Origin of the sequence: Streptomyces sp. CA-251387 (assembly GCF_050936625.1) — a bacterium.
Lineage (GTDB): Bacteria > Actinomycetota > Actinomycetes > Streptomycetales > Streptomycetaceae > Streptomyces.
Genome location: NZ_JBNJMJ010000001.1, coordinates 1,047,093 through 1,069,466, shown reverse-complemented (window position 1 = coordinate 1,069,466; position 22,374 = coordinate 1,047,093). Strand labels below are relative to the sequence as shown.

At 72.7% G+C, this 22,374-nt stretch carries 18 protein-coding genes; 8 read left to right on the top strand and 10 right to left on the bottom strand.

Features of this window, described 5'->3' with window-relative positions; translation table 11 throughout:
* Positions 1-59: 59 nt before the first annotated feature.
* Complete coding sequence (locus ACQEV2_RS04660; protein WP_433036805.1) at positions 60-746, bottom strand: HAD family hydrolase; 687 nt, start codon at positions 744-746, stop codon at positions 60-62.
* 19 nt (positions 747-765) lie between these two features.
* Complete coding sequence (locus tag ACQEV2_RS04655; protein ID WP_433036803.1) at positions 766-1,245, bottom strand: Lrp/AsnC family transcriptional regulator; 480 nt, start codon at positions 1,243-1,245, stop codon at positions 766-768.
* A gap of 231 nt (positions 1,246-1,476) precedes the next feature.
* On the opposite strand from ACQEV2_RS04655, the gene ACQEV2_RS04650 reads away from it, so the two are divergent.
* Both ACQEV2_RS04650 and ACQEV2_RS04645 read left to right on the top strand, forming a co-directional pair.
* Positions 1,477-2,973, top strand: coding sequence for an FUSC family protein (locus tag ACQEV2_RS04650; RefSeq protein ID WP_433036801.1), 1,497 nt, complete (start codon positions 1,477-1,479; stop codon positions 2,971-2,973).
* A gap of 321 nt (positions 2,974-3,294) precedes the next feature.
* Positions 3,295-4,347: a lactonase family protein gene (locus ACQEV2_RS04645; RefSeq protein ID WP_433036799.1), complete on the top strand. Its 1,053-nt coding sequence runs from the start codon at positions 3,295-3,297 to the stop codon at positions 4,345-4,347.
* Positions 4,348-4,415: 68 nt separating this feature from the next.
* Here ACQEV2_RS04645 and ACQEV2_RS04640 read toward each other — a convergent pair whose 3' ends face one another.
* The 4 genes from ACQEV2_RS04640 to ACQEV2_RS04625 all read right to left on the bottom strand — a co-directional run bounded on the left by ACQEV2_RS04640 (position 4,416) and on the right by ACQEV2_RS04625 (position 8,269).
* A complete protein-coding gene (locus ACQEV2_RS04640) occupies positions 4,416-5,339 on the bottom strand; it encodes a sirohydrochlorin chelatase (protein ID WP_433036797.1) in 924 nt (307 codons plus the stop codon).
* 119 nt (positions 5,340-5,458) lie between these two features.
* Positions 5,459-6,436: an N-acetylglucosamine kinase gene (locus ACQEV2_RS04635; RefSeq protein ID WP_433036795.1), complete on the bottom strand. Its 978-nt coding sequence runs from the start codon at positions 6,434-6,436 to the stop codon at positions 5,459-5,461.
* Positions 6,433-7,110, bottom strand: a complete 678-nt coding sequence (locus ACQEV2_RS04630) for a uracil-DNA glycosylase (RefSeq protein ID WP_433036794.1) — start codon at positions 7,108-7,110, stop codon at positions 6,433-6,435. Before ACQEV2_RS04630 ends, ACQEV2_RS04635 begins: the two co-directional genes overlap by 4 nt.
* Positions 7,111-7,183: 73 nt before the next feature.
* Positions 7,184-8,269 carry a WD40/YVTN/BNR-like repeat-containing protein gene (locus tag ACQEV2_RS04625; protein ID WP_433036792.1) on the bottom strand — a complete coding sequence of 362 codons (1,086 nt, stop codon included), beginning with the start codon at positions 8,267-8,269 and terminating at the stop codon, positions 7,184-7,186.
* Positions 8,270-8,545: 276 nt separating this feature from the next.
* Between ACQEV2_RS04625 and ACQEV2_RS04620 the strand changes: the two genes are divergently transcribed.
* Positions 8,546-9,133: an Rv1733c family protein gene (locus ACQEV2_RS04620; protein ID WP_433036790.1), complete on the top strand. Its 588-nt coding sequence runs from the start codon at positions 8,546-8,548 to the stop codon at positions 9,131-9,133.
* Between the two features lie 18 nt (positions 9,134-9,151).
* Positions 9,152-9,631, top strand: a complete 480-nt coding sequence (locus ACQEV2_RS04615) for a diadenosine tetraphosphate hydrolase (protein ID WP_433036788.1) — start codon at positions 9,152-9,154, stop codon at positions 9,629-9,631.
* 165 nt (positions 9,632-9,796) lie between these two features.
* On the opposite strand, the gene ACQEV2_RS04610 is transcribed toward ACQEV2_RS04615, so the two are convergent.
* On the bottom strand, positions 9,797-11,512 hold the full coding sequence (locus ACQEV2_RS04610) for an acyl-CoA dehydrogenase family protein (RefSeq protein WP_433036786.1): 1,716 nt from the start codon (positions 11,510-11,512) through the stop codon (positions 9,797-9,799).
* Positions 11,513-11,586: 74 nt separating this feature from the next.
* Between ACQEV2_RS04610 and ACQEV2_RS04605 the strand changes: the two genes are divergently transcribed.
* Entirely contained in the window at positions 11,587-12,399 is an 813-nt protein-coding gene (locus ACQEV2_RS04605; protein WP_433036784.1) for a PaaX family transcriptional regulator C-terminal domain-containing protein, read from the top strand.
* A 193-nt stretch (positions 12,400-12,592) separates the two neighbouring features.
* Here the strand turns inward: ACQEV2_RS04605 and ACQEV2_RS04600 are convergent, their stop codons facing one another.
* Positions 12,593-13,375, bottom strand: coding sequence for a pectate lyase (locus tag ACQEV2_RS04600; protein ID WP_433036782.1), 783 nt, complete (start codon positions 13,373-13,375; stop codon positions 12,593-12,595).
* A 45-nt stretch (positions 13,376-13,420) separates the two neighbouring features.
* A complete protein-coding gene (locus ACQEV2_RS04595) occupies positions 13,421-14,401 on the bottom strand; it encodes a pectate lyase family protein (RefSeq protein ID WP_433036780.1) in 981 nt (326 codons plus the stop codon).
* 235 nt (positions 14,402-14,636) lie between these two features.
* On the opposite strand from ACQEV2_RS04595, the gene ACQEV2_RS04590 reads away from it, so the two are divergent.
* From ACQEV2_RS04590 to ACQEV2_RS04580, 3 genes are all read left to right on the top strand, one after another.
* A complete protein-coding gene (locus ACQEV2_RS04590) occupies positions 14,637-15,215 on the top strand; it encodes a non-reducing end alpha-L-arabinofuranosidase family hydrolase (RefSeq protein WP_433036778.1) in 579 nt (192 codons plus the stop codon).
* A gap of 48 nt (positions 15,216-15,263) precedes the next feature.
* Positions 15,264-16,586, top strand: a complete 1,323-nt coding sequence (locus ACQEV2_RS04585) for an extracellular catalytic domain type 1 short-chain-length polyhydroxyalkanoate depolymerase (RefSeq protein WP_433054196.1) — start codon at positions 15,264-15,266, stop codon at positions 16,584-16,586.
* A 134-nt stretch (positions 16,587-16,720) separates the two neighbouring features.
* Positions 16,721-21,079 carry an HAD-IC family P-type ATPase gene (locus ACQEV2_RS04580; protein ID WP_433036776.1) on the top strand — a complete coding sequence of 1,453 codons (4,359 nt, stop codon included), beginning with the start codon at positions 16,721-16,723 and terminating at the stop codon, positions 21,077-21,079.
* A 106-nt stretch (positions 21,080-21,185) separates the two neighbouring features.
* On the opposite strand, the gene ACQEV2_RS04575 is transcribed toward ACQEV2_RS04580, so the two are convergent.
* Positions 21,186-22,265: an NADH:flavin oxidoreductase/NADH oxidase gene (locus ACQEV2_RS04575; protein ID WP_433036774.1), complete on the bottom strand. Its 1,080-nt coding sequence runs from the start codon at positions 22,263-22,265 to the stop codon at positions 21,186-21,188.
* Positions 22,266-22,374 lie beyond the last annotated feature (109 nt).

Here is a 22,374-nt window from a genome sequence, read left to right as displayed (position 1 = left end):
GACGGGTGAGGGTCAACGGGTCTGGAGTGTTTTGGTTCGAGTGGGGCGCCGGCTCGTCCCTACCTCGGTCGGCACAGCCAGTCATATGCCGTCCGCGCCGTGAACTCCCCCTGCCCGCCTCGCAGGTGAAGACCGGCCGTGGTGAACTCCGGGGCGTCCGCCTGGGCGGCGACGTACGGGATCGCGATGCACCGCATGCCGGCCGCGTGTGCGGCGGCGGCGCCGGGGGCGGCGTCCTCCACGACCACGCAGTCGCCCGGTGCGACGCCCAGTCGGCGGGCCGCCTCCAGGAAGACGTCGGGGGCGGGCTTGCCGTGCTCGACCTCGTCGGCCGAGACGACGGTGCGCAGGTGGGCGTCCAGGCCCGTGCCGGACAGGATCGCCGTGATGGCCTCGGGCGACGACCCCGACGCCACGGCCATCGGGACGCCGTCGGTGGCCAGCAGTTCCACGAACTTGCGCATCTCGGGGTACACCGGGGTGGCGACGCGTGCCAGCTCCAGGTAGCGGCGGTTCAACTCCTCGAGCAGCTCGGCACGGGGTGTCGCGATGCCGTATCGCTCCTGCCACCTCCCGAGCGTCTCCCAGGTGCCGATGCCCACGTACTGCTCGTTGTCCTGCCAGGTGAAGCCGGGGGCGCCGTGCCGGGCGAGCAACTCGCGCGATGCCTCGTAGTAGTTCGGCTCGCTGTCCACGAGTGTTCCATCGAGATCGAAGATGACCGAGATGCTGCCGAGATTGCTCATAGCACCAGCATGTCAAAGGTCATTTCCGGGCCGCCGCCCGCCCGATCGACTCCACCAGCGGCAGCAGCCGGTGCGGGACGCGCTCGCGCAGGGCCACCTCGGTGCGGGTGCGGACGACGCCGGGCAGGCTGATCAGCTTCTGGATCACGTCCTCCAGATGGGCGTTGTCCCGGGCCACCACCCGGGTCAGCAGATCCCCGCCGCCCGTGATCGAGAAGGCCTCGACGATCTCCGGTACGGCCGCGAGGGCGTCGCCCACGTCGTCGAGATGGCCCTGGGTGACCTCGATGTGCACGAAGGCCAGCACCGGATGGCCGAGGGCGGCGGGGGAGAGGGCCGGCCCGGTGCCGGTGACCACGCCGTCCCGTTCCAGCCGGTCGAGCCGCGCCTGCAAGGTGCCGCGGGCGACGCCGAGGATACGGGCGTACTCGCGCACGCTGGTGCGGGGCTGCTCCAGCAGCAGGCGCAGGATGCGGGTGTCGAGCTCGTCCACGGCCATGGGGTCCGGCCTCCTCCGCGATGGTTCCTCGATGGTCCGTTGGCTCGCCGGTGGACGTACCAGGACCGCTTTGTCTGTGCCAATGGCTCAGCATCCTAGGCGGCACTTGAGCCAGGAGGCTCCTTGATGCTGCAATGAGTGCGTCGATGGCGCTGCGGACTCCGCGGCGCCTTTTTCATGCCGTGTCGTACGGACGCGGTCGTACGTACGCGTCGAAGGAGGCCGAAAGCAGTGCTGAAGAGGGTGTTCGTGGCGCCGGACCCGGGGCGGGCGCGGCTGCGCTTCGCCGTGCGGGCCGTCCTCGGCATCGGGCTCGCGGTCATGGTCTGCGGACTGGCCGGACACTCCCTCGTCGGTGCCGTCACCGGCGGGCTCGCCGCGCTGCTGGCCCTGTTCACCGTCACCGACGCCACCGTCCGCGGGCAGGCGGTCACCACCGCGCTGCTGCCGGTCGTCGGCCTGCCCGTCCTCGCCGCGGCGGCCGAACTGCACGACCACCCGGTCACCCGAGACCTCACGTTCCTCGCCGTCGTCGGCGCCGGCGTCTACGCCCGCCGCTGGGGGCCGCGCGGACACAGCCTCGGCGTGTTCGCGTTCATGACCTTCTTCGTGGCCCAGTTCCTGCAGGCGACCCCGCGGCACCTGCCCGAGCTCTACGCCGCCGTCCTGCTGTCCCTGCTCACTGCGGCCGTGGTGCGCTTCGGCCTGTGGTGCTACGAACGGCGTACGCCCCCGGCACCCGTGCCCGCACCGCCGGGCGGCAGCGGACTGGCCCGAGTGACCACGCGCCAGGCGATCCAGGCAACCGCAGGCGCGGGCTTCGCCCTCGTCGTGGGCCAGCTGGTGTCCGGGCAGCGCTGGTACTGGGCCGTCGGCGCCACCTGGTGGATCTTCGTCAACACCGCCTCGCGCGGCGAGACCCTGGTCCGCGGCTTCCGCCGGGTCCTCGGCACGGTGATCGGCATCGGCCTCGGTCTGCTCGTCGCGGTCCCGCTGCAGGGCGCGGCGGCTGCGACGGCCGTGCTCCTCGCCGTCTGCGTCTTCGGCATCTTCTACACGGCCGCCGTCTCCTACACCTGGATGATGCTCTGCGTCACGGTGCTCGCCGAGCTCCTCTACGGCCTCCTGGGCGTCCTCGACCCCGCCCTGCTGGCGCTGCGGCTGGCCGAGACCGGCGTGGGGGCGCTCGGTGCGGTGCTGGCGGTGCTCTTCGTCCTGCCCGTCACCACCCACACCATCACCGACGCCTGGATCCAGCGGGCCCTGCGCTGCGTCCACGCGGCCACCGCCGAGGCCGCCGCACGCCTCGCCGGTGACGAGAGCGCCGACCCGGCCGCGCGGGTGGCCGAACTGGAGCAGCTGCTCGCCCGGGTACGGCTCTCGGTCGCCCCGCTCGTGCACCCGCTGAACCCGATGCCGGCCCGCAAGCGGCGCGCCCGCCGGGTGCTGGCCCTGCTTGACGACTGCGCCCGCGAGATCCGCGGCCTGGTCGCCGTCGCCGCCGACCCGGAGGCCTCGCACGACGCCCGCCTGGCCGCCGCGTGCTGGCGCGTCGAGGCCGCGGTCGAGGCACTCACCGGCGGCACCGACGTCACCGTCCCCACCGCACAGCCGACGGCGTCGCACCCCGCGCTGGCCCATCTGCACGGCCTGGAGCGGGCCCTGGCCGAGCTGGCCCAGCCCCTGCGCGCGCCGTCCGATGCGCGGCTCGTGGCGCAGCGCACGTAGCTGCGCTGGGACCGGCCCCTGCGAGGTCGAGCAGCTCATGGAGCTGCGGTGGCGTACGGCACTTGAGGGGGCCCGCTGGGCTGACTCGTCAACGTGGTCAAGTCGCTTTGTCGACCATCCAGAGGGTGGATCAGCCCTTCCGTCGGGTAACTGGGCACCGTCGGACGCACGGCACCCGCGAGCCGTGCGGGAGCGGCCCGCGGGTGAACCTCCTGTGGGTGCCGTGCGGAACCTCGCTCCCGGCACGGAGTTTTGGTCTAGACCGATAGTCATCCGCTGCTACCGTCGCCCTGGACGGCACCCGACCGGAAGGGGACATCGGTGGCAGACGTCGGCAGACGGGGAGGACGGGCCTACATCGGGTCGTTCACGGCGGCCGGTGGCCAGGGCATCACCGTGGCCGCCGTGGCCGCGGGCAGCGGCGCGCTGACCGCGCTGAGCCGGGTGAACGACATGCCCGACCCCGCGTATCTGGCCCTGTCGCCCGGCGGCGACACGCTCTACGCGGTCAGCGAGACGGCCGAGGGCGCGGTGGCCGCGTACCGCGTGACCGGAGATGCCCCGGAGCCGCTCGGACCGCCGGTGCCGGTGGGCGCCAGCGGCCCCGTGCACCTCAGCCTGTTCGCCGGTCACATCCTGACCGCCAACTACGGCACCGGCAGCGTCACCGCCGTCCCCGTCCGCGCCGACGGCACCCTCGCGGACGCCCCGTCCGGCGCCCTCCACCACACCGGCTCCGGCCCGCACACGCCCCGCCAGCAGGGCCCGCACGCCCACCAGGTACAGCCCGACCCGAGCGGCCGCTGGGCCGTCAGCGTCGACCTGGGCACGGACTCGGTGCGGGTGTGCACCCTGGCCGACGGCACGCCCGACATGCACCGGGAGATCGCCCTGCGGCCCGGCTCGGGCCCCCGCCACCTGGCCTTCCACCCGCATGGCGGCTACGCGTACGTCCTCAACGAACTCACCCCCACCGTCACCGTCTGTCACTGGGACGCCGACGACGGCACGCTGAAGCCGCTGGCGGAGACGCCGGTGCTGCCGGGCGCCCCGGCCGGGGACGCCTATCCCTCGGGGATCGTCGCCTCGCCCGACGGCCGTTTCGTGTGGACCGCCACCCGCGGAGAGGACGTACTGTCCACGTTCGCCGTCGAGGGCGAGGAGCTGCGCCTCGTCGCGACGGTGACCTGCGCCGGGCACTGGCCGCGCGCGATCACCGAGGCGGGAGGCGTCCTGTACGTCGCGAACGAGCGCTCCGGGGACGTGTCCTGGTTCGCCCTGGACCCGGACGTGGGGCTCCCGCGCTACGAGGGCTCGATCGAGGCGCCCGCGGCGTCCTGCGTGGTCATCGGACCGGATCCGGGCCGGGTATGACCGGATGCCGAAGGGCCCGCTCCCCGATGTGGAGCGGGCCCTTCGGCGTTACGGCTGTGTCGTGCGCGTCAGCGGACCGGCGTGCCCTGCGGCTGCGGCGGGGCGATGCCCAGCGCCGTCGTGTACTTCGACAGGGCGAGCTTGCCGATCGCCGGGTAGGGGCCGAGCGCCTCGGCGGCGGAGCAGCCCGCCTCCTGCGCGGCCTCCGCGATCAGGCTCGGGTCGATCTCCGGCCCTATCAGGTACGGCGCCAGCGCCAGCTGCTGTGACCCCGAGGACCGCAGCTGCTGTGCGACGGCCGCGATCGAGCCGTCCTGGTCCAGGGCCGCGGCCATCACCGGCACGGCCAGGCGCGCGGCGAGCAGCATGCCGGTGATCCCGGCCGCCTGCACGGCCTCCTCGCCGCCGACGGAGGCCAGGATGATGCCGTCCGCGGCGGTCGCCACGGTGAACAGGCGGGCACGGTCGGCGCGGGCCAGACCGGCCTCCGACAGACGTACGTGCAGCGCCTCGGCGAGCAGCGGGTGCGGGCCCAGCACGTCGGTCAGGTCGGCCGCGACGCGGCTGTCCATCACGGCCTGGCGGATGACGCGCAGCAGCGCACTGTCCGGCCCGGCCAGCAGCGGCACGACCACGGCGACGGGGCCCTCCGGCTCCTTCACCTCCACGCCTGCGGCGAGCGCCTGCTCATAGCGGGCGGTGCGCTCCTCGGCGGCGCGCACGAGCACCGACTGGAGCGTGGGGAACTCCACGTCGTCGCCGTCGACGTACCCGATCCGGGCGTCGAGGCCGGGAAGCTCGGAGCGGGCGATGCTCACGACCTCCTCGGCGAGGCCGCGGGTGGCGGCGCTCGGCGTGCCCGGCACCGCGAGCACGAGCGCGGGCGCGCCCTCGGGAGCCGCCAGGGGCTCGGGTCGGCGGTGCCGCCCGGGCTGACGAGGTCGCGGCATTCGTACTGGCAGGCCGGACGCGGGCCCAGTGGGGGAGCTCATGGCGACGCATGTTACTGGCTTCTTGGGCTCCCCTGTTCGGGGAGGGTGCAGGTGAGCGGTATCCGTCCGCTTTTGTCTGATTGAGTTACCTACCGTGCGGAACCGAACGGCGTGGGGGATCAGTCCCTCTTTCGGGTGACCACGAAGAGCAGAGCCTCGTCACTCGGCAGAGCGAGCGCGCCCGTCGCCAGATCGGTTGCGATGCGCACCGACCCCAGCAACGGATCCCCGGCGGCGGGCACCCGCCGTGCATGCGGCAGCCGGATCGACAACTCCTCTTCCAGCGGTGCGACAAGAGAGTCGCCCATCTTGAACAGCCCGCCGGTGAGCGCGACTTGGGGCTCGCCGGTCGTGGGGCAGACGGCGGCCGCGGACTCGGCCATGTGCCGTGCGGCGGCCCGCAGAATGTCCGCCGCCACCGGGTCGCCGTCGGCGCAGGCGGCCACCTGGGGAGCGAACGAGGCGAGGACGGCGGGGCGGTCCGGGCGCGGATACAGCTGGCCGGGCAGCCCTGGCATCGGGCCGAACGCCTCCTCGGCGCCGGCGAGCAACGCCGCCGACCCGCCGGGCCGCCCGTCGTACGCGCGCAGGGCCGCCTCCAGCCCGGCCCGCCCGATCCAGGCACCGCTGCCGCAGTCGCCGAGCAGATGCCCCCAGCCGTCCGCACGGCGCCAGCACGTCAGATCCGTGCCCATCGCGATCAGCCCCGTACCGGCGGCGACCACGGCACCGGGCCGCGGTCCGAGAGCGCCGACATAGGCGGTGACGGCATCGGCGGCGAGAGCGAGGCGCCCGATGCCGAGCTCCCGCTCCAGTGCCGCCGGCAACTCGGCGCGCAGGCCATCGCCCAGGGAGGCGAGCCCGGCGGCCCCGATCACGGCCGTACCCAGCTGTTCGACTCCGCTCTCGGCGACCGACGCCCGCACCATGGGCACCAGTTGCTCCATCAGATGTCCGGGGTCGATGCCCCGGTCCCCGGTACGGACCGGTTCACGGGACTCCCGCCGGGCCCGCACCCCCCGCTCGACCGTGCCGACGACGACCCGCAGGCCCGAGCCTCCGGAGTCGACGGCGAGGAACCCGGAGGGCTCGGTCACGGCAGGCGCCAGTCCACCGGCTGTCCCCCCTGACGGATCAGCAGGTCGTTGGCCCGGCTGAACGGGCGTGAGCCGAAGAAGCCGCGGTCGGCGGACATGGGGGAGGGGTGGGCGGACTCCACCGACGGAAGGTTGCCGAGCAGCGGTCGGAGGTTGCGGGCGTCGCGGCCCCACAGGATGGACACCAGCGGCTTGCCGCGCCCGGCCAGCGCACGGATGGCCTGCTCGGTGACCTCCTCCCAGCCCTTGCCGCGATGGGCGCCCGGTTTGCGCGGAGCCGTGGTGAGCGCCCTGTTGAGCAGCAGCACGCCCTGCTGGGTCCACGGCGTCAGATCACCGTTGGACGGCTGCGGCAGCCCCAGATCGGTGTTCAGCTCCCGGAAGATGTTGATGAGACTGCCGGGCAGCGGACGTACGTCCGGCGCCACCGAGAACGACAGCCCCACGGCATGCCCCGGCGTCGGATACGGGTCCTGTCCGACGATCAGGACCCTCACCTCGTCGAAGGGCTGTTGGAAGGCCCGCAGGACGTTCGCCCCGGCCGGCAGATAGGTGCGTCCCGCGGCGATCTCCGCGCGCAGGAAGTCGCCCATCGAGGCGATCCGTTCGGCAACGGGTTCCAGGGCCTTCGCCCAGCCCGGTTCGACGATTTCATGCAAGGGTCGTGGTGCCACGGGCGTCACCCTACTGCCGTAGCGGCGGCGGCGATCAACCAGTGGCCAAGACCGGCCCGTAAGCTCCGACGGCTCATCCGATCACCGCGGCCCGCACGCACAGCACATCCGGCAGATGCGACGCCAGTTGCTGCCAGCTGTCGCCGTCGTCGGCCGACGCGAACACCTCGCCGTTGCGGTTGCCGAAGTACACGCCCGCCGGGTCCGCGTCGTCCGTGCTCATCGCGTCGCGCAACACCGTGCCGTAGTGGTCCTCCTGCGGCAGGCCGGCCGACAGCGGCTCCCAGGTCTTGCCCGCGTCCGCCGTGCGGAAGACCCGACATCGGTGGTCGGCCGGTACGCGGTCGGAGTCGGCGTTGATCGGGAAGACGTAAGCAGTGTCGCCGCGGTGGGGGTGGGCGGCGGCCGCGAAGCCGAACGTCGACGGCAGTCCCTCGCCGATGTCCGTCCAGTGCGCGCCCGCGTCGTCGCTGCGGTAGACGCCCCAGTGGTTCTGCAGATAGAGGCGGTCAGGGTTCGCAGCGTCACGCGCGACCTTGTGCACGCACTGGCCGAACTCCGGGTTCGGGTCCGGCAGGAACACCGCGGAGACACCGGAGTTGGAGGGCGCCCAGCTCGCGCCGCCGTCGGTGGTCCTGAACACACCGGCGGTCGAGACCGCCACCGTCACGGCCTTCGGGTCACGCTTGTCGGTGAGCACGGTGTGCAGGCCCTCGCCGCCGCCGCCCGGCACCCACTTGGACCGCGTGGGGTGCTCCCACAGCGGGCGCACGAGCTCGAAGGTCTCGCCGCGGTCCTCCGAGCGGTACAGCGCGGCCGGTTCCGTGCCCGCGTACACCACGTCCGGCTCCGCGGCCGCCGGGTGCAGCTGCCACACCCGCTCCAGCGAAGCCCCGGTGTCCTTCGGGAACTTGACGGCCGGCTGCGCCGGTTCCGTCCAGGTGCGGCCCAGGTCGTCGGAGTGGAACACGGACGGGCCCCAGTGCGCGCTGTCGCCGCCCGCCAGCAGTCGCGGACGCTCGTCCCGGGTGTCGATGGCGACCGAGTACACGGCCTGGGCGTTGAAGTAGGGACTCTCGTCGAACTCCCAGGTGCCACCTCGCCTCCGCCCGATGAACAAGCCCTTGCGCGTGCCCACGGCGAGCAGTACCTCGGTCATGCCGATCACCTCCGCGACGTCTTTGTCTCAGGTACGGGCCAGTCTGCACCCCGGCACTGACAGTCACCTCTGGAAACGCTGACGTCGCAGGTCAGGGCGGTGATGACAGCCCGCTGCCCGGAGCCGCGGGGCGCTTTCGCGAAGCCGCCCTCATGGGTGCGAGGCCCCGTGCGACGGTCCGCTCCGGGTACGTGCCGTGAGCATCGAGCGGCAATCCGCCGTATGGGAGGGCGGTCGGTCCGGCATGTTCGTGCGCTCATGAGGAGGAAGCCGCCGATGGCGTTCCGTGGTCCGAAGGTGTGGCTGTGGCGTTGGCGGCGCAATCCGCTCAAGCGCCGGGCCGATGCGGTGGAAGCCTGGGTCCTGCTCGCCGCCTGGGCGCTCACCGTCCTCGCCGGAGTGCTGGCCGGACTGGCGACGGCCCGCACGGTGGAGCAGGGAATGGCCCGGGAGCGCGTCGAGTGGCGGCCCGTCGTCGCCCTGCTCACCGAGCACGCACCGGGCACCGCGGACGCCCGCTCCGGCACCCCGAGCACCGCGACTGTGTGGGCCAAGGTCCGCTGGAGCGCGCAGGACGGTTCCGCGCACACCGGTCAGGCCCGCGTCCGGCCCGGCAGCGGCGTCGGCACACCGGTCACCGTCTGGACGGACCCTCAGGGCCGCCTGGTCACCAAGCCCGCCTCGCCCTCCGAGGCCCGCTCACGCGCCGCCCTGGTCGGCGGCCTCGCGGGCGTGTGCGCCGCATCCGTACCCTTCGTCGCGGGCCGCGCCCTGCGCAGCCGCCTGGAGAGCCGGCGCATCGATCAATGGGGCTATGAGTGGGCGCGGTTCGGGCCGTTGTGGGGTGGGCGGACGACCGGATGACGCCGGGCAGGTCTGGCCATGGTTGATGACTGGCGGGTGGATCGGATCGGGAGTGCTCTGCGAGGTGAGAACCCCACCGTGCTGCGGCGCTTGTCGGCGGGGTTCGCAGTGATCGGCGATGTGCAGTTCCTGCCGGGCTACTCGGTGCTCCTGGTGGACGATCCGAGGGTGGAGAGACTGTCGGACCTGCCGAGGGGCAAGCGGCTGGCGTTTCTGTCCGACATGGACCGACTCGGAGAAGCAGTCGAGCATGCGTCCCGTCGGAGGGATACGGCCTTCCGCCGGGTCAATCTGGAGATCCTCGGCAACACCGACGGCTTCTTGCATGCGCACGTATGGCCACGGTTCGAGTGGGAGCCCGCCGAGTTGGTGCACAAGCCGGTGTGGCTCTACCCCCGCGACAGGTGGGCCGACGACCGGTTCGCACTCGGTGCGCGGCACGACCCGCTGCGCAAGGCGATCGGGGACGAGTTGGACCGCCTGCGCGCGGAGAGCTGATGGTTGGACCGCCTGTGCACGGCGAGCTGATGGCAGCGGATCGCGGCGTGTCGGCGCCCTGAGGGGGCACAGCGTCGAGTCGACACAGCGCCACACACTCCGGGCGACGCCCACCGCACGACCAACCGGCCCGGGCGGTGGACGCCCGATCATCTCGTCCGAGCCTCACTCCCCGCCCGGCAGCGCCCGCCCCAAGATCGCGTCCACATCCGCGCCGTCCGGCAGCGTCCCGAACGCATACCCCCAGTCGCCCCCCAGCCGGGTCGCGCAGAAGGCGTCTGCGACCGCCGCGGGGGCGTGGCGGACCAGCAGGGAGGCCTGGAGGGTCAGGGCCATCAGCTCGACCAGGCGTCGGGCGCCGGCCTCGGAGCCGTTGGTCAGCAGGGCCTTCAGGCGGGTGACGGAGGCGTCCAGCCGGGCGTCCGCACCCTGTGCCAGAGCGAGTTCCGCGAAGAGCGCCTCCGCGGTCGCCGGCCCCCTGCTCAACGCCCGCAGCACGTCGAGGGCGTTGACGTTTCCCGAGCCCTCCCAGATCGACAGCAGCGGAGCCTCGCGGTAGTGCCGGGGCATGCCCGACTCCTCGACGTAGCCGTTGCCGCCCAGGCACTCCAGGGCCTCCGCGGTGAAGGCCGGACCCCGCTTGGTGACCCAGTACTTGCCGACGGCGGTGGCGATCCGGCGGAACGCCGCCTCCGTGCCGTCCGCGTCCTCCCCGCGCACCGTCCGGTCGGCCGCACCGGCCAGCCGTAGCGTGAGCGTCGTCGCGGCCTCGGACTCCAGCGCGAGGTCGGCCAGGACGTTGCGCATCAGCGGCTGGTCGACCAGCCGCGCCCCGAACGCACTGCGGTGCCGCACATGGTGCCCCGCCTCGACTAGCGTCTTGCGCATCAGCGTCGCGGAGGACATCACGCAGTCCAGCCGCGTGCAGTTGACCATCTCGATGATCGTTTTCACGCCCCGCCCCTCGGGCCCGACCAGCCAGGCGACGGTCCCGTCGAACTCGGGCTCGGAGGAGGCGTTGGAGCGGTTGCCCAGCTTGTCCTTCAGACGCTGGATCCGGAAGGTGTTGCGGCTGCCATCGGGAAGGACACGCGGCACGAAGAAGCAGGACAGGCCGCCCGGCGCTTGGGCCAGCACGAGGAAGACGTCGCACATGGGCGCCGAGGTGAACCACTTGTGCCCCCGCAGCGTGTACACGCCCGGCTCGGCCGTCGGTGTGGCCGTCGTGGTGTTGGTGCGGACGTCGGAGCCGCCCTGCTTCTCCGTCATCCCCATGCCCGCGAGCAGGCCCCGCTTCCCGGTCGGGACGCGCAGACCCGGGTCGTACTCCCGGCTGGTCAGCAGGGGTTCGTAGACCTGCGCGAGCTCGGGCTGCCGGCGCAGCACGGGGACGGCGGCGTACGTCATCGACGTCGGACAGCCGTGCCCCGCCTCGGTGTGCCCCCACACCAGCCCGCCCGCGGTCCGGGCGACATGGGCGCCGGGCCGCTCGTCCGCCCAGGGCGCCGCCGCAAGGCCTTCGCCGACCGCGACCCGCATCAGGTGGTGCCAGCTGGGGTGGAACTCGACCTCGTCGACGCGATGGCCGTACCGGTCGTGCGTCCGCAGCTCCGGCTCGTACCGGTTGGCCTGCTCACCCCACTCCTGTGCCTCGGCGCTCCCGGCCCGCAGGCCGAGCCGCCGGATGTCCTCCTCGGCCCACGCGGCGCCCTCGCGCCGCAGCCCTTCGAGCAGGGCCGCGTCCTCGGAGGCGTCGTACGGAGGCAGGGGAGGGGGCTGGTTGACGACGTCATGGGTGGCGTACTGCCCGGACGGCTCCTGCGCGGCACCGGATCGCTCCTGCGCGGCACCGGACTGCTCCTGCGCGAGTATCGAGACCATGCGGCCAGTGTTGCACCAACGCTACGGTTGCAGCAATCCTGTAATACGTCACCTGCCCCCGTACAGTCGTGGCCATGCCGAACAACCCGTCACCGCAGGCCGGCGAGGTGGAACTGCGTCCGCTGTCCGCCCGGTCGGTCGTCCTGAGCCTGCTGCTGGGTCTGCATCCCCCCGAGCTGCCGGTGAAGGACCTGGTGCGCAGCGTGGAGCCGTTCGGGATCGCGGGGTCCACCCTGCGGGCCGCGCTCAGCCGGATGGTGGCGGCCGGGGACCTGCGGCGCGCGGACACGGTCTACCGGCTCAGCGACCGGCTGCTGGCCCGCCAGCGCCGCCAGGACGAGGCGGTCCATCCCGAGACCCTGCCCTGGGCCGGCGACTGGGAGATGGTCGTGGTCACGGCCACGGGCCGCGGTCCCGCCGAACGCGCGGAACTGCGCAGCGAGTTGACCCGGCTCCGGCTCGCCGAGTTGCGCGAGGGCGTCTGGCTGCGGCCCGCCAACCTGCTCCGCCCCCTGCCGGACGACCTCGGCCACGTCGCCGAGCGCTGTACGGCCCGCCCCGACCGCCCCGCGCGCGAGCTGGCCGCGCGCCTGTGGCCGCTGGACGCGTGGAGCGGCACGGGACATGCCCTGCTCGCCCATGTCGCGCGTGCACGGCGCCCGTCCGCTCGCTTCACCGCCTTCGCGGCCGTCGTACGGCACCTGCTGGCCGACCCGGTGCTGCCACCCGAACTCCTCCCACCCGACTGGCCGGGCACCCGGCTGCGCGCCGCCTACGCGGACTACCGGCGCGAGGTGGCTGACGCCGTACGCGCGGGTGACCTGGAGGAGGGGCAGGAGGAAGCGGCGGATGGGGCACGCGCGCGTAGAGGCCGCTCGGGCCGGTGAACCGACCGAATCCGTACGCGCGCGTGGCCGCCGGACACGACGTGGCGTCCGTGCGAAACGACGCGCCGGTGGCCGCACGGAAGGACGCGCCGGTGGCCGTACAAGAACAACACGGCGGCCGTCCGAAGCGCCGTGCGGGGACGCTTCGGACGGCCGCCTTCACCGTGGGGGGACTACCGGGGCGTGCGGGGGACTACCTGTAGGTGATGTCCGAGCTGGAGTACAGGCAGTTCGTGCTGTCGGGGCCCGTACCCACGGCGGTGTTGTTGTTGTACTTCTGGCAGGGGACGACCTTGCGGCTTGCGTCGTTGAGGATCGTGATGCCGCGCAGCGTGGCCACGTCGTTGCGGTTGACGTTGATGCCGACGAGGCGCGCGGTCGACCCCGCGCCGGTCACCTCGATGTTGCTCAGGTTGACCTTGCGCGTGTACTGCGTGGAGCAGTCGCCGCACGAGCGGTACAGCGTCTTGAACTCGCTGACGGCGAAGTTGGAGATGTTCACCGTGCCCGGCCCGTTGTGCTGGAAGACCTTGTCGGCGGCCTTCTTCGCGCCACCGCCGATGACGTTGTACGTGGACCCGCCCCGGAAGGTGGCCGCATCCTCGCCGACGTCCTCCCACCACACGTTCTGCAGCGTGCAGTTGCCCTCGCAGTGGATCCCGTCGGCGCCGGGCGCACCGATGATGACGTTCTTCAGCGTCGCGCCGGGCGCGAGCTCGAAGATCGGGTCTTGGCCCTCTTCCTGGCCGTCGCCGGCGAGGTCGCCACTGCCGTAGTAGCGGACCATGCCGCCGTCCCGGACGCCGGACACCTTGATGGTCGAGCTCACCGGCTGGCTGCTGCTGGGCGTCGGCCAGGTGGCGGCGCTGGCCGGCGGTGCCCCTACTGTCGTGATCATGACAGTCGAGAGGCCGAGTGCGGCCAGGCCGCCGGTCAGTGCGCGCCGGCGGGCGCGGGGCTTTCCTGGTGAAGTCATGTCCGATGCCTTCTTCCAGTTGGGGGGTGGTCAGATGGGGGGTGGTCAGATCTTTCCGGCGCCCGCGCCGGACGTCACCGAGGCGACGACCGTGGCTGCGGACTCGGCGGTGTAGCTGTAGGGCGGCGTGGTGAAGGTGCCGACCCGGGAGATCTCGGTCGCGGCCCCGCCGAGATCGTTGCCGCGCAGATTGGCGTAGCCGTCGACGTCACTGCTGCGGTTCGTGGTCACAGCGATCTTCGTGTCGCGGAAGACGTTGTTCTCCACGAGCATCTGGGCGCCCATGCGCGAGTGGCAGGCGGTGTCCGCGCCGGCCACGTAGTTGTTGTAGAAGTGCCCGGTGCCGAAGCGCAGGCTGGGGATGCGCGAGTAGACGTTGCTGAAGTGGTTGTGGTGGTACGTCACCTTCAGGTGGCCGGTGTCCTCGCTCGCGTTGTTGTCGCTGTGTCCGACGAGCGAGCCCTTGAAGTGGTCCTTGAAGGTGTTCCAGGACACCGTGACGTTGTCCGAGCCGTGATTGATGTCCAGCAGGCCGTCGTAGTAGTCCTTGTCGTGATCGCGGTCGGCCGAGAAGGAGTTGTGGTCGATCCACACCTTCGTCGACGCCTGCACCGTGATGCCGTCGGACGGCGCCACCGGCTTGCTGATGTTCAGGTTGCGGACGACGACGTTCGTGACGTTCTTCAGTCGCAGCCCGCCCCCGGTGAACCCGGACGACGAACCCACGCCCAGCACCGTGGTGTTGGAGCCGACGTCGACCTGACCGCTCAGCGAGATCAGGCCGTTGACGCGGACGACCTTGGCCGAGTTGCCGGTCACCGCCGACTTGAAGGCGGCCAGGTTCGAGACGGTGACCGCCGAGGCGCTGTCGCCTCCGGTCGTCCCGGCACCGAAGCCGATGGGCGAGGTTTCGGCCGCCCCGGCGGGCTGGGGGAGGACGAGCACGGCCGCGGTGGCGAGAGCGGCCGCGGCTGCCGTCATCCATGTGGCTCTTTGTCGGCGTGTATGTGGGGGGAGAGTACGCATGCGGGTGCGTCCTTTCGGAAGGACCTGCTCGATCATGTGTGTGAACGTTGTGCGTCATGCAGAACGCCGCGCGGGGGCAGAGTGGCCATGTGGGGGTGTTCTGGTGCGGCTCGGTCACGCTGCTGAACGGAACGTAGGAGGAAAGCGCTTTCCAGTCAACGCTTTGCGCAGAAGAATTCGGTCAGCCCTGGGGGCGGCAAAGGCTCTCTCTGTGTCTGGCGTGGGAGCGCTTCCAATGATGGGCGTGTCCATGTCACGATGCTTCTCAGGACGCCATCCTGCGAGAGGGCGAGCCCATGCCGACTCCACATATGCGTACGTTGATCAGCGCGCTGGTGCTCACGCTGCCGGCCTTCGGCGCCATGGCCGTAGCCCCGGCCCCCGCGACCGCCGGCAGCTCTCGGGTGGATCGTGCCGAGCCGTTGCCCGGCTCCTTCACCTGGTCGTCCAGTGGACCGCTGATCGCGCCGAAGTCGGACGCCGCGCATCAACCATCGTCCTGTCCGAGCCGAACCGCTTCGACCTGTTCGAGGGGAGCAACGTCTACCGCCTCGGCAGCAGCGGCAAGTACCTCCTGCTCGTCGAGGCGCTGGCAACGGGATCCGACTGGCGGCGTTACTTCCGCGCCTGGACGGCGGACAGCCTGGGCGGTGCGTGGACACCGCTTGCACGCGACGGTGTCGACCAGACCCTCACGATCAACCCCTGCGGCCTCCAGTTCCTGTACCAGGGGATGGCCCCCGCCTCCAGCGGCGACTACTCCCAGCTCCCTTGGAGGCTGGCCCTGGTGACCCAGACCAACAGCTCCTGCTGATCCACCGCCGCACCACGTCCACGAGCCGTGACCAGAAGGGACAAGGACGTGCTCACCCCCACCCGCACCACCCCGAGAAGACCGCTGCGCGCGAAACTCGTCGCCCTCCTCGCAGCGCTCCTGCCGTTGCTCGCGGCACTGCTCGTCACCGCCCCTGCGGCCTCCGCCCGCACCGAGGCCGACGTCGTCCCCACCGCGACGCTCACCGAGGTCACCGACTTCGGCGCGAATCCCAGCAACCTGCGCATGTACCTGTACGTGCCGGACAGTGTCCGCCCCAACCCGGCCGTCCTCGTGGCCGTGCACTGGTGCACCGGCTCCGGCCCGGACATGTACAACGGCACCGAGTACGACACCCTCGCCGACCAGTACGGGTTCGTCGTGGTCTACCCGTCCGTCACCCGCAGCAGCAAGTGCTTCGACGTCTCCTCGCCCCAGGCGCTGAAGCGGGGCGGCGGCAGCGACCCGGTCGGCATCAAGTCCATGGTCGACTGGGTCACCCGCACCTACGACGCGGACACCGGCAGAGTCTTCGCCACCGGCATCTCCTCCGGCGCGATGATGACGAACGTCCTGCTCGGCGACTACCCCGACGTGTTCGCCGCGGGCGCCGCCTTCTCGGGCGTCCCCTTCGGCTGCTTCGCCACCACCGACGGCTCCGAGTGGAACAGCGCCTGTGCGAACGGCACCGTGACCCGCACCCCGCAGGAGTGGGGCGACCTGGTGCGCGGCGCCTATCCCGGCTACACCGGGCCCAGGCCCCGTATGCAGCTGTGGCACGGCACCGAGGACGACGTCCTGCGCTACCCCAACTTCGGAGAGATGATCAAGCAGTGGACGAACGTCCAGGGCGTCAGCCAGACCCCGGCCGCCACCGACACGCCCCAGTCCGGCTGGACCCGCACACGCTACGGCGGCACCGGTGACCGGGCCCCCGTCGAGGCGATCAGCCTCCAGGGCGTCGGCCACAACCTCTACAGCTACGGCATGGCGGCCCGCGCCCTGACCTTCTTCGGCCTCGGCAGCGGCGGCCCCGCCCCTCAGCCGCAGCCCGGCGCCTGCAAGGTGACCGCCACCACCAACGCCTGGAACACGGGCCTGACCGCCACTCTGACGATCACCAACACGAGCACGACGTCGATCAACCGCTGGAAGATCGGCTTCACCCTGCCCGCAGGCCAGACGATCACGAACGGCTGGGGAGCCACGTACGCCCCGGCCTCCGGCGCGGTGACGGCGACCAACGCCTCGTACAACGCGGCGCTCGCGCCAGGAGCGAGCGTCAGCATCGGTTACCAGGCCAACCACGGCGGGAACGGTGCGGGGCCTGGCGCCTTCACGCTGAACGGGACGGGCTGTACGTCCGCCTGACGCGCTGATCCATGGCGTGGCCGGACCGTGAGCTTTCGGCCACGACGATCTTCCGTGCGCGGATGACATGCCGTTTTGCGGGAACCCGGGCCGCACGGAAGGCGCTGTCGAGTGAGGCGGAGCGAGGGCAAGCGATGGTACTGGGACTGCTCACACGTCCGACGGCCGCCGCGGCCGGGCTGGTCTCGGCCGGGCCGAGGCTGCTCGCCAGGGGTGCGGCTCCCGCGGTGGGGGTCGCCGCGGGCGCCGTGGCCGGGACGGCCCGGGCAGGTGTACGCACGATGGACACCGCGGGGCGCGTCGCGCGCGTCGCGCGCAACACCCTGCCCCTGCGGCCGCATCCCTGGCGGTCCGGCACCCGGACCCACCTCGCACTGCGGCCCGCGGTGCCGGACCGGATTCAGCGGGCGGGCGGGATGGAACACGCGGCGCGCCGGGTCGCCGAGGCGCTGACGGAGCGGCCCGACGTGGCCCTCGCCTACTGGGACGGCGGACTGCGCCGGCTGGTGGTGACAGCCGTCGAGGAGTCGGTCAGCGACCGGGTGGTGGAGAAGGCGACCGAGATCGCGGCACGCCACGGCCTGGCCGAGACGGACCAGGCGGTGGAGGAGATCGTCCACCCGGCCGACCCCGCCGGAGTGCGGGCCGCCGCCGCGACGCTGGCCGCGGACGGGCTCGGCATCGCGGCCGCGTTCATCGGCTACGGCCTGCGCCTGCCGACCTCGCCCCGGGCGGTGACCGCGCTGGTGACGCTGCTGCGGGAGAATCCGCGCTTCCGCGGTTGGCTACGGGCCCGGCTCGGCCGCTCCCGCATGGACATGGCGCTGGCCTTCGCGAGCGCGGCCGCCCACGGTGCCGGCCGGACACCCACCGCGCTGGTGCTCGACGGTGCGCTGCGCTCGCTCCAGCTGGCGGAGACGGTGGCGCGCGCGACGGCGTTCGACATGGTCCACGACGAGGTCTGCGTGCCCGAGCGGTGCAGCGTCGCCGGGGACCACTGCCCGCGCCCGCCGCTGCGCACCTCCCCGGCCCAGGAGTACGCCGCGCACGCCGAGACCGGCAGCCTGGTGGGCGCCCTGGCCACGCTGTTGGTCAAGCACGACGGGACCGAGGCGGCTGAGGCCGTGCTCGCGGGCTCTCCCAAGGCGGCCCGCTACGGGCCCGCCGCCTTCCACGCCGTACTCAGTACCGCGCTGTCCCGCACGGGCGTCCTCGTACGCGACACAGAACGGCTGCGCCAGCTGGAGATGGCCGACACGGTCGTCCTGCATCCGAGCGCACTGCGCAGCCCCGGCGCGGGCGCGGACCCATGGGCGGAAGCCGTGCTGGACGCGGCGCGGCGCGCGGGGCTGCGCGTCGTGATGGTGGACGCCCCGGCCCTGGCCGACTTCACGAGCCTGGCCGACCAGGTGGTGCGCGACGATCGGCCGCTGAGCGACGTGGTGGACGCGGTGCGGGGCGAGGAAGGCGTCGTCGTCACGGTCGCCCGGCCGGGACCGGACGACGAGGACGTCCTCAGCGGGCTGCTCGCCGGCGACGTGGCCATCGCCCTCACCGACCGGGACGGGGCCGTGGTCTGGGGCGCGGACGTGCTCGCCCCGCACGGTCCGGCAGACGTGTGGCGTCTGCTGCGGGCGGTGCCGGTCGCGCGCGCTGTCGGCCGCAGGTCGCAGACCCTGGCCCGGTCCGGCGCCGCCCTGTCCGGGATCCTCGTGGCCATCGGCCAGTCCCGGCGGGGCCGTCCCACGCCTTGGCCCGGACTGCGCCACACGCCGGTCGACGTGAGCGCGGCCTGGGCCCTGCTGTCCGGGGCGCGTGCGGCGCTCGGCGTCGCGGCGGCCCGCGCCCCGCACCCCCGGCCGCGTGTGGCCTGGCACGAGCTGGAGCCCACGGAGGTCCGCGACCGGCTGGAGCACGAAGAGGGCCCGGAGCCCACCCTGTCCCAGGACGTCACCGACCGCGCGCGCAAGGCGGTCCGCACGCTGGGCCGGCAGCGCGTGTTCGCAGCGCTGAGCGGGCCACTGCAGCTCGCCCGGGCCGTGCGCGGTGAACTCGACGACCCCCTCACCCCCGTGCTGGCCGTCGGCTCGGCCGCCGAAGCCATCCTCGGCTCCGTCGTGGACGCCCTGCTGGTCGTCGGCGCGCTCGACCTGAACGCCCTGGTCGGCGGCATCCAGCGGATGCGGGCCGAGCGCGCGCTGTCCGGACTGCTGGCCAAGCAGAAGCAGAAAGCGCGCGTGACGACCGAGGAACCCGCGTCCCGGCCGCACCTCGTGGACGCCACCAAGCTCCGTCCCGGCGACGTGATCGAGCTCCGGGCGGACGACGTGGTGCCCGCCGACGCCCGTCTGCTGTGGGAGGACGGCCTGGAAGTGGACGAGTCCGCGCTCACCGGCGAGTCCCTGCCCGCGGCCAAGGCGACCGACCCGACGCCGCACGCCCCCGTGCCCGACCGCCGCTGCATGGTGTTCGAGGGCACGACCGTAGTGGCCGGCGAGGCGCGGGCCGTCGTAGTGGACACGGGAGAGCGGACGGAGGCCGCGCGAGCCGTGTCCCTCGCCGCCCGCAAGCCACCGTCCGCCGGCGTACAGGCCAGGCTGCGGGAACTCACCGACAAGGCCCTGCCGTTGACCCTGGCGGGCGGCGCCGGGGTGACCGCCCTGTCGCTGCTGCGCGGCACGCCGATCCGCCGCGCCGTGAGCGGCGGGGTCGCGGTGGCCGTGGCCGCGGTGCCCGAGGGGCTGCCGCTGGTGGCGACCGTGGCGCAGCTGGCGGCCGCCCGCCGGCTGAGCCGCAGGGGAGTCCTCGTCCGGGCCCCGCGCACCCTGGAGGCGCTCGGGCGGATGGACACCATCTGCTTCGACAAGACCGGCACCCTCACCGAGAACCGGCTGCGCCTGGTGCGCGTGACCGACGCGGACGGCACGGTCCACACGCTGGACGAGACGGAGGCCGACGTCACGCTGCGGACCGCGGCCCGCGCCTGCCCCCAGCTCAACGGCGGTTCGGACAAGCCCGTCCACGCCACCGACGAGGCCGTCCTGGACGCGGCCGCCCCCGACCCCGAGTGGTCCCAGACCGAGGGCCTGCCCTTCGAGGCCGGCCGCGGTTACGCCGCCGCCGTCGGCGAGGCCGAGGACGGCACCCCGGTGCTCGTGGTCAAGGGCGCCCCCGAGACGGTGCTGCCCGCCTGCGCGGGCCTGCCCTCGTCGGCGACGGAGGCGGCCCACGTGCTCGCCGGTGACGGACTGCGCGTCCTCGCGGTGGCCCGGCGCCCGCTGGACGCGTCGGACAAGGCGGCGGAGGTCCTCGAACAGCCCCTGGAGGGGCTGGAGTTCACCGGGCTGCTCGCCCTCGCCGACGTGGCGCGCGACACCTCCACGGCCCTCGTGGAGGGGCTGCGAAAGGCGGGCGTACGACCGGTCATGCTGACCGGCGACCACCCGCAGACCGCCCGGGCGATCGCGGCCCAGCTGGGCTGGCCGGAGGACACCGGCGTGGTCACCGGTGACGAGCTGGCGTCCGCGGACCGGGAAGAACGCGCCCGGATGCTGGCCGACATGGGAGTGGTGGCCCGGGTCGCGCCCGAGCAGAAGCTCCAGGTCGTCGAGGCGCTGCGGGACGCCGGCCGGGTGGTCGGCATGGTCGGCGACGGAGCCAACGACGCCGCGGCCATCCGCGCCGCCGACATCGGCGTCGGCATCAGCGCCCGCGGCTCGGCGGCCGCCCGCAACGCGGCCGACCTCGTCCTCACCGACGGCGACATGACGGTCCTGATCGAGGCCGTCGCCGAGGGCCGGGCCCTGTGGCACAGCGTCGCCGACGCCATCGCCATCCTGATCGGCGGCAACGCGGGCGAGGTGGGCTTCGGCCTGCTCGGCACGCTGCTGTCGGGCGCGGCACCCTTGTCGACCCGCCAGATGCTGCTGGTGAACCTCTTCACGGACCTGTTCCCCGCCATGGCGGTGGCGGTGACGCCGAAGGAGCCGGAGGGGGAATCGGCGGCGGATCGCGCGGACACGGGTTCCGCGGTGGCGGAGGTGGGGGAGCGGGGCCAGGGCGACCACGTCACCCCCGATGGCACCGAACCGCTGGGCACCTCGCTCCTCGGCGCCCCCCTGATCCGCAAGATCCGGCACCGCGCCCTGACCACCACGCTGGGCGCCACGTCCGCCTGGCTGATCGGCCGCTTCACCCCGGGCACCGCCCGCCGCTCCACCACGATGGCCCTGTGCGCGGTGGTCGGCACGCAGCTCGCCCAGACCCTGGCCGACCGCCGGGGCAGCCCGCTGGTTCGCGCGACCGCCCTCGGCTCCGCGGCCGCCCTCTTCGTCCTGGTCGAAACCCCCGGCCTCAGCCACCTCTTCGGCTGCACGCCGCTCGGCCCCCTCGCCTGGGCGGGCGTCGCCGCGTCGATCGCCCTCGCGGTGACCGGACAGCGGGCTGTGCCACACCTGGAGCGGATGGTGATGCGACGCCTGCCCACAGGATGATCTCGACCGAGCCGAGCGTGCCGACCTCAGGGGCGCGGGGAACTGCGCGAGCAACCACGGTCGACCCGCAGTCGCACGACGCAGAACGCACCCGTACGACAGGCGATCAAACGGACCGGTGGTACTGGTCCGGCACGTGTACATCGCCGCCCAGCTCCCGCGCCGCATGCCGCGCCCAGGAGGGGGTGCGCAGCAACTCCCGGCCGAGCAGCACCGCGTCCGCCTCACCGTTCGCGACGATCTTCTCGGCCTGCTCGGCGTCGGTGATCAACCCCACCGCGGCAACCGGCATCGCCGTCTCGGCCTTCACCCGCGCCGCGAACGGCACCTGATAGCCCGGCCCGACGGGGATACGGACGCCGGACGCGTTACCCCCGGTGGACACGTCGAGCAGGTCGATGCCGTGCGCCTGGAGCTCGGCGGCGAAGCGCACCGTGTCGTCGGCGGTCCAGCCGCCCTCCTCCAGCCAGTCCGTCGCCGAGATACGGAAGAACAGCGGCTTGTCGTCCGGCCACACCTCCCGTACGGCGTCCACGACTTCGAGGGCGAAACGCGTGCGGTTCTCGTACGAGCCGCCGTACGCGTCGGTGCGGTGGTTGGAGTACGGCGAGAGGAACTCGTTGATCAGATAGCCGTGGGCGCCATGGATCTCGGCCACCTCGAAGCCGGCGGCGAGGGCCCCGCGCGCGGCGTCCGCGAAGTGCCCCACGATCTCCCGGATCTCGGCGACCGTCAGCTCTCTCGGCACCGGGTGCCCGTCGGCGAACGCGACCGCGCTCGGCGCCACCGGCTCCCACCCGTACGCGTCCGGCCCCACCGGCGCACCGCCCTTCCAGGGCCGGTCGGTCGATGCCTTGCGGCCGGCGTGGGCCAGCTGGATGCCCGGAACCGTTCCCTGCGACACCAGGAACCGTGTGATCCGCCGGAACGCCTCGACCTGCGTGTCGTTCCAGATGCCAAGGTCGTACGGGGAGATCCGGCCCTCGGGAGCGACCGCCGTGGCCTCGACGACGATCAGCCCCGTGCCGCCGGCCGCGCGGGCCGCGTAGTGCGCGAAGTGCCAGTCGTTGGGGGCGCCCATGTCAGGCCCCTCCGGGGCGGCCGAGTACTGGCACATCGGCGGCATCCACACCCGGTTCGGGATCGTCACATCGCGCAGGGTGTAGGGCTGGAAGAGCGCAGTCACGGCGGACTCCATTCGTCACGGGGACCGGTGGTCGACTCGTACGATAGGCATCGTAGTACGGGAACTGTCAAACTACGAGAAGTCTCGTACAATGAGGAGACCCGAGCGA

Coding starts and splice junctions, on each gene's coding strand:
- ACQEV2_RS04610 (WP_433036786.1), bottom strand. CDS start 11,512: ATGGTCTCGATACTCGCGCAGGAGCAGTCCGGTGCCGCGCAGGAGCGA.
- ACQEV2_RS04595 (WP_433036780.1), bottom strand. CDS start 14,401: ATGCGTACTCTCCCCCCACATACACGCCGACAAAGAGCCACATGGATG.
- ACQEV2_RS04655 (WP_433036803.1), bottom strand. CDS start 1,245: ATGGCCGTGGACGAGCTCGACACCCGCATCCTGCGCCTGCTGCTGGAG.
- ACQEV2_RS04615 (WP_433036788.1), top strand. CDS start 9,152: ATGGTTGATGACTGGCGGGTGGATCGGATCGGGAGTGCTCTGCGAGGT.
- ACQEV2_RS04605 (WP_433036784.1), top strand. CDS start 11,587: ATGCCGAACAACCCGTCACCGCAGGCCGGCGAGGTGGAACTGCGTCCG.
- ACQEV2_RS04620 (WP_433036790.1), top strand. CDS start 8,546: ATGGCGTTCCGTGGTCCGAAGGTGTGGCTGTGGCGTTGGCGGCGCAAT.
- ACQEV2_RS04640 (WP_433036797.1), bottom strand. CDS start 5,339: ATGAGCTCCCCCACTGGGCCCGCGTCCGGCCTGCCAGTACGAATGCCG.
- ACQEV2_RS04580 (WP_433036776.1), top strand. CDS start 16,721: ATGGTACTGGGACTGCTCACACGTCCGACGGCCGCCGCGGCCGGGCTG.
- ACQEV2_RS04600 (WP_433036782.1), bottom strand. CDS start 13,375: ATGACTTCACCAGGAAAGCCCCGCGCCCGCCGGCGCGCACTGACCGGC.
- ACQEV2_RS04590 (WP_433036778.1), top strand. CDS start 14,637: ATGATGGGCGTGTCCATGTCACGATGCTTCTCAGGACGCCATCCTGCG.
- ACQEV2_RS04660 (WP_433036805.1), bottom strand. CDS start 746: ATGAGCAATCTCGGCAGCATCTCGGTCATCTTCGATCTCGATGGAACA.
- ACQEV2_RS04625 (WP_433036792.1), bottom strand. CDS start 8,269: ATGACCGAGGTACTGCTCGCCGTGGGCACGCGCAAGGGCTTGTTCATC.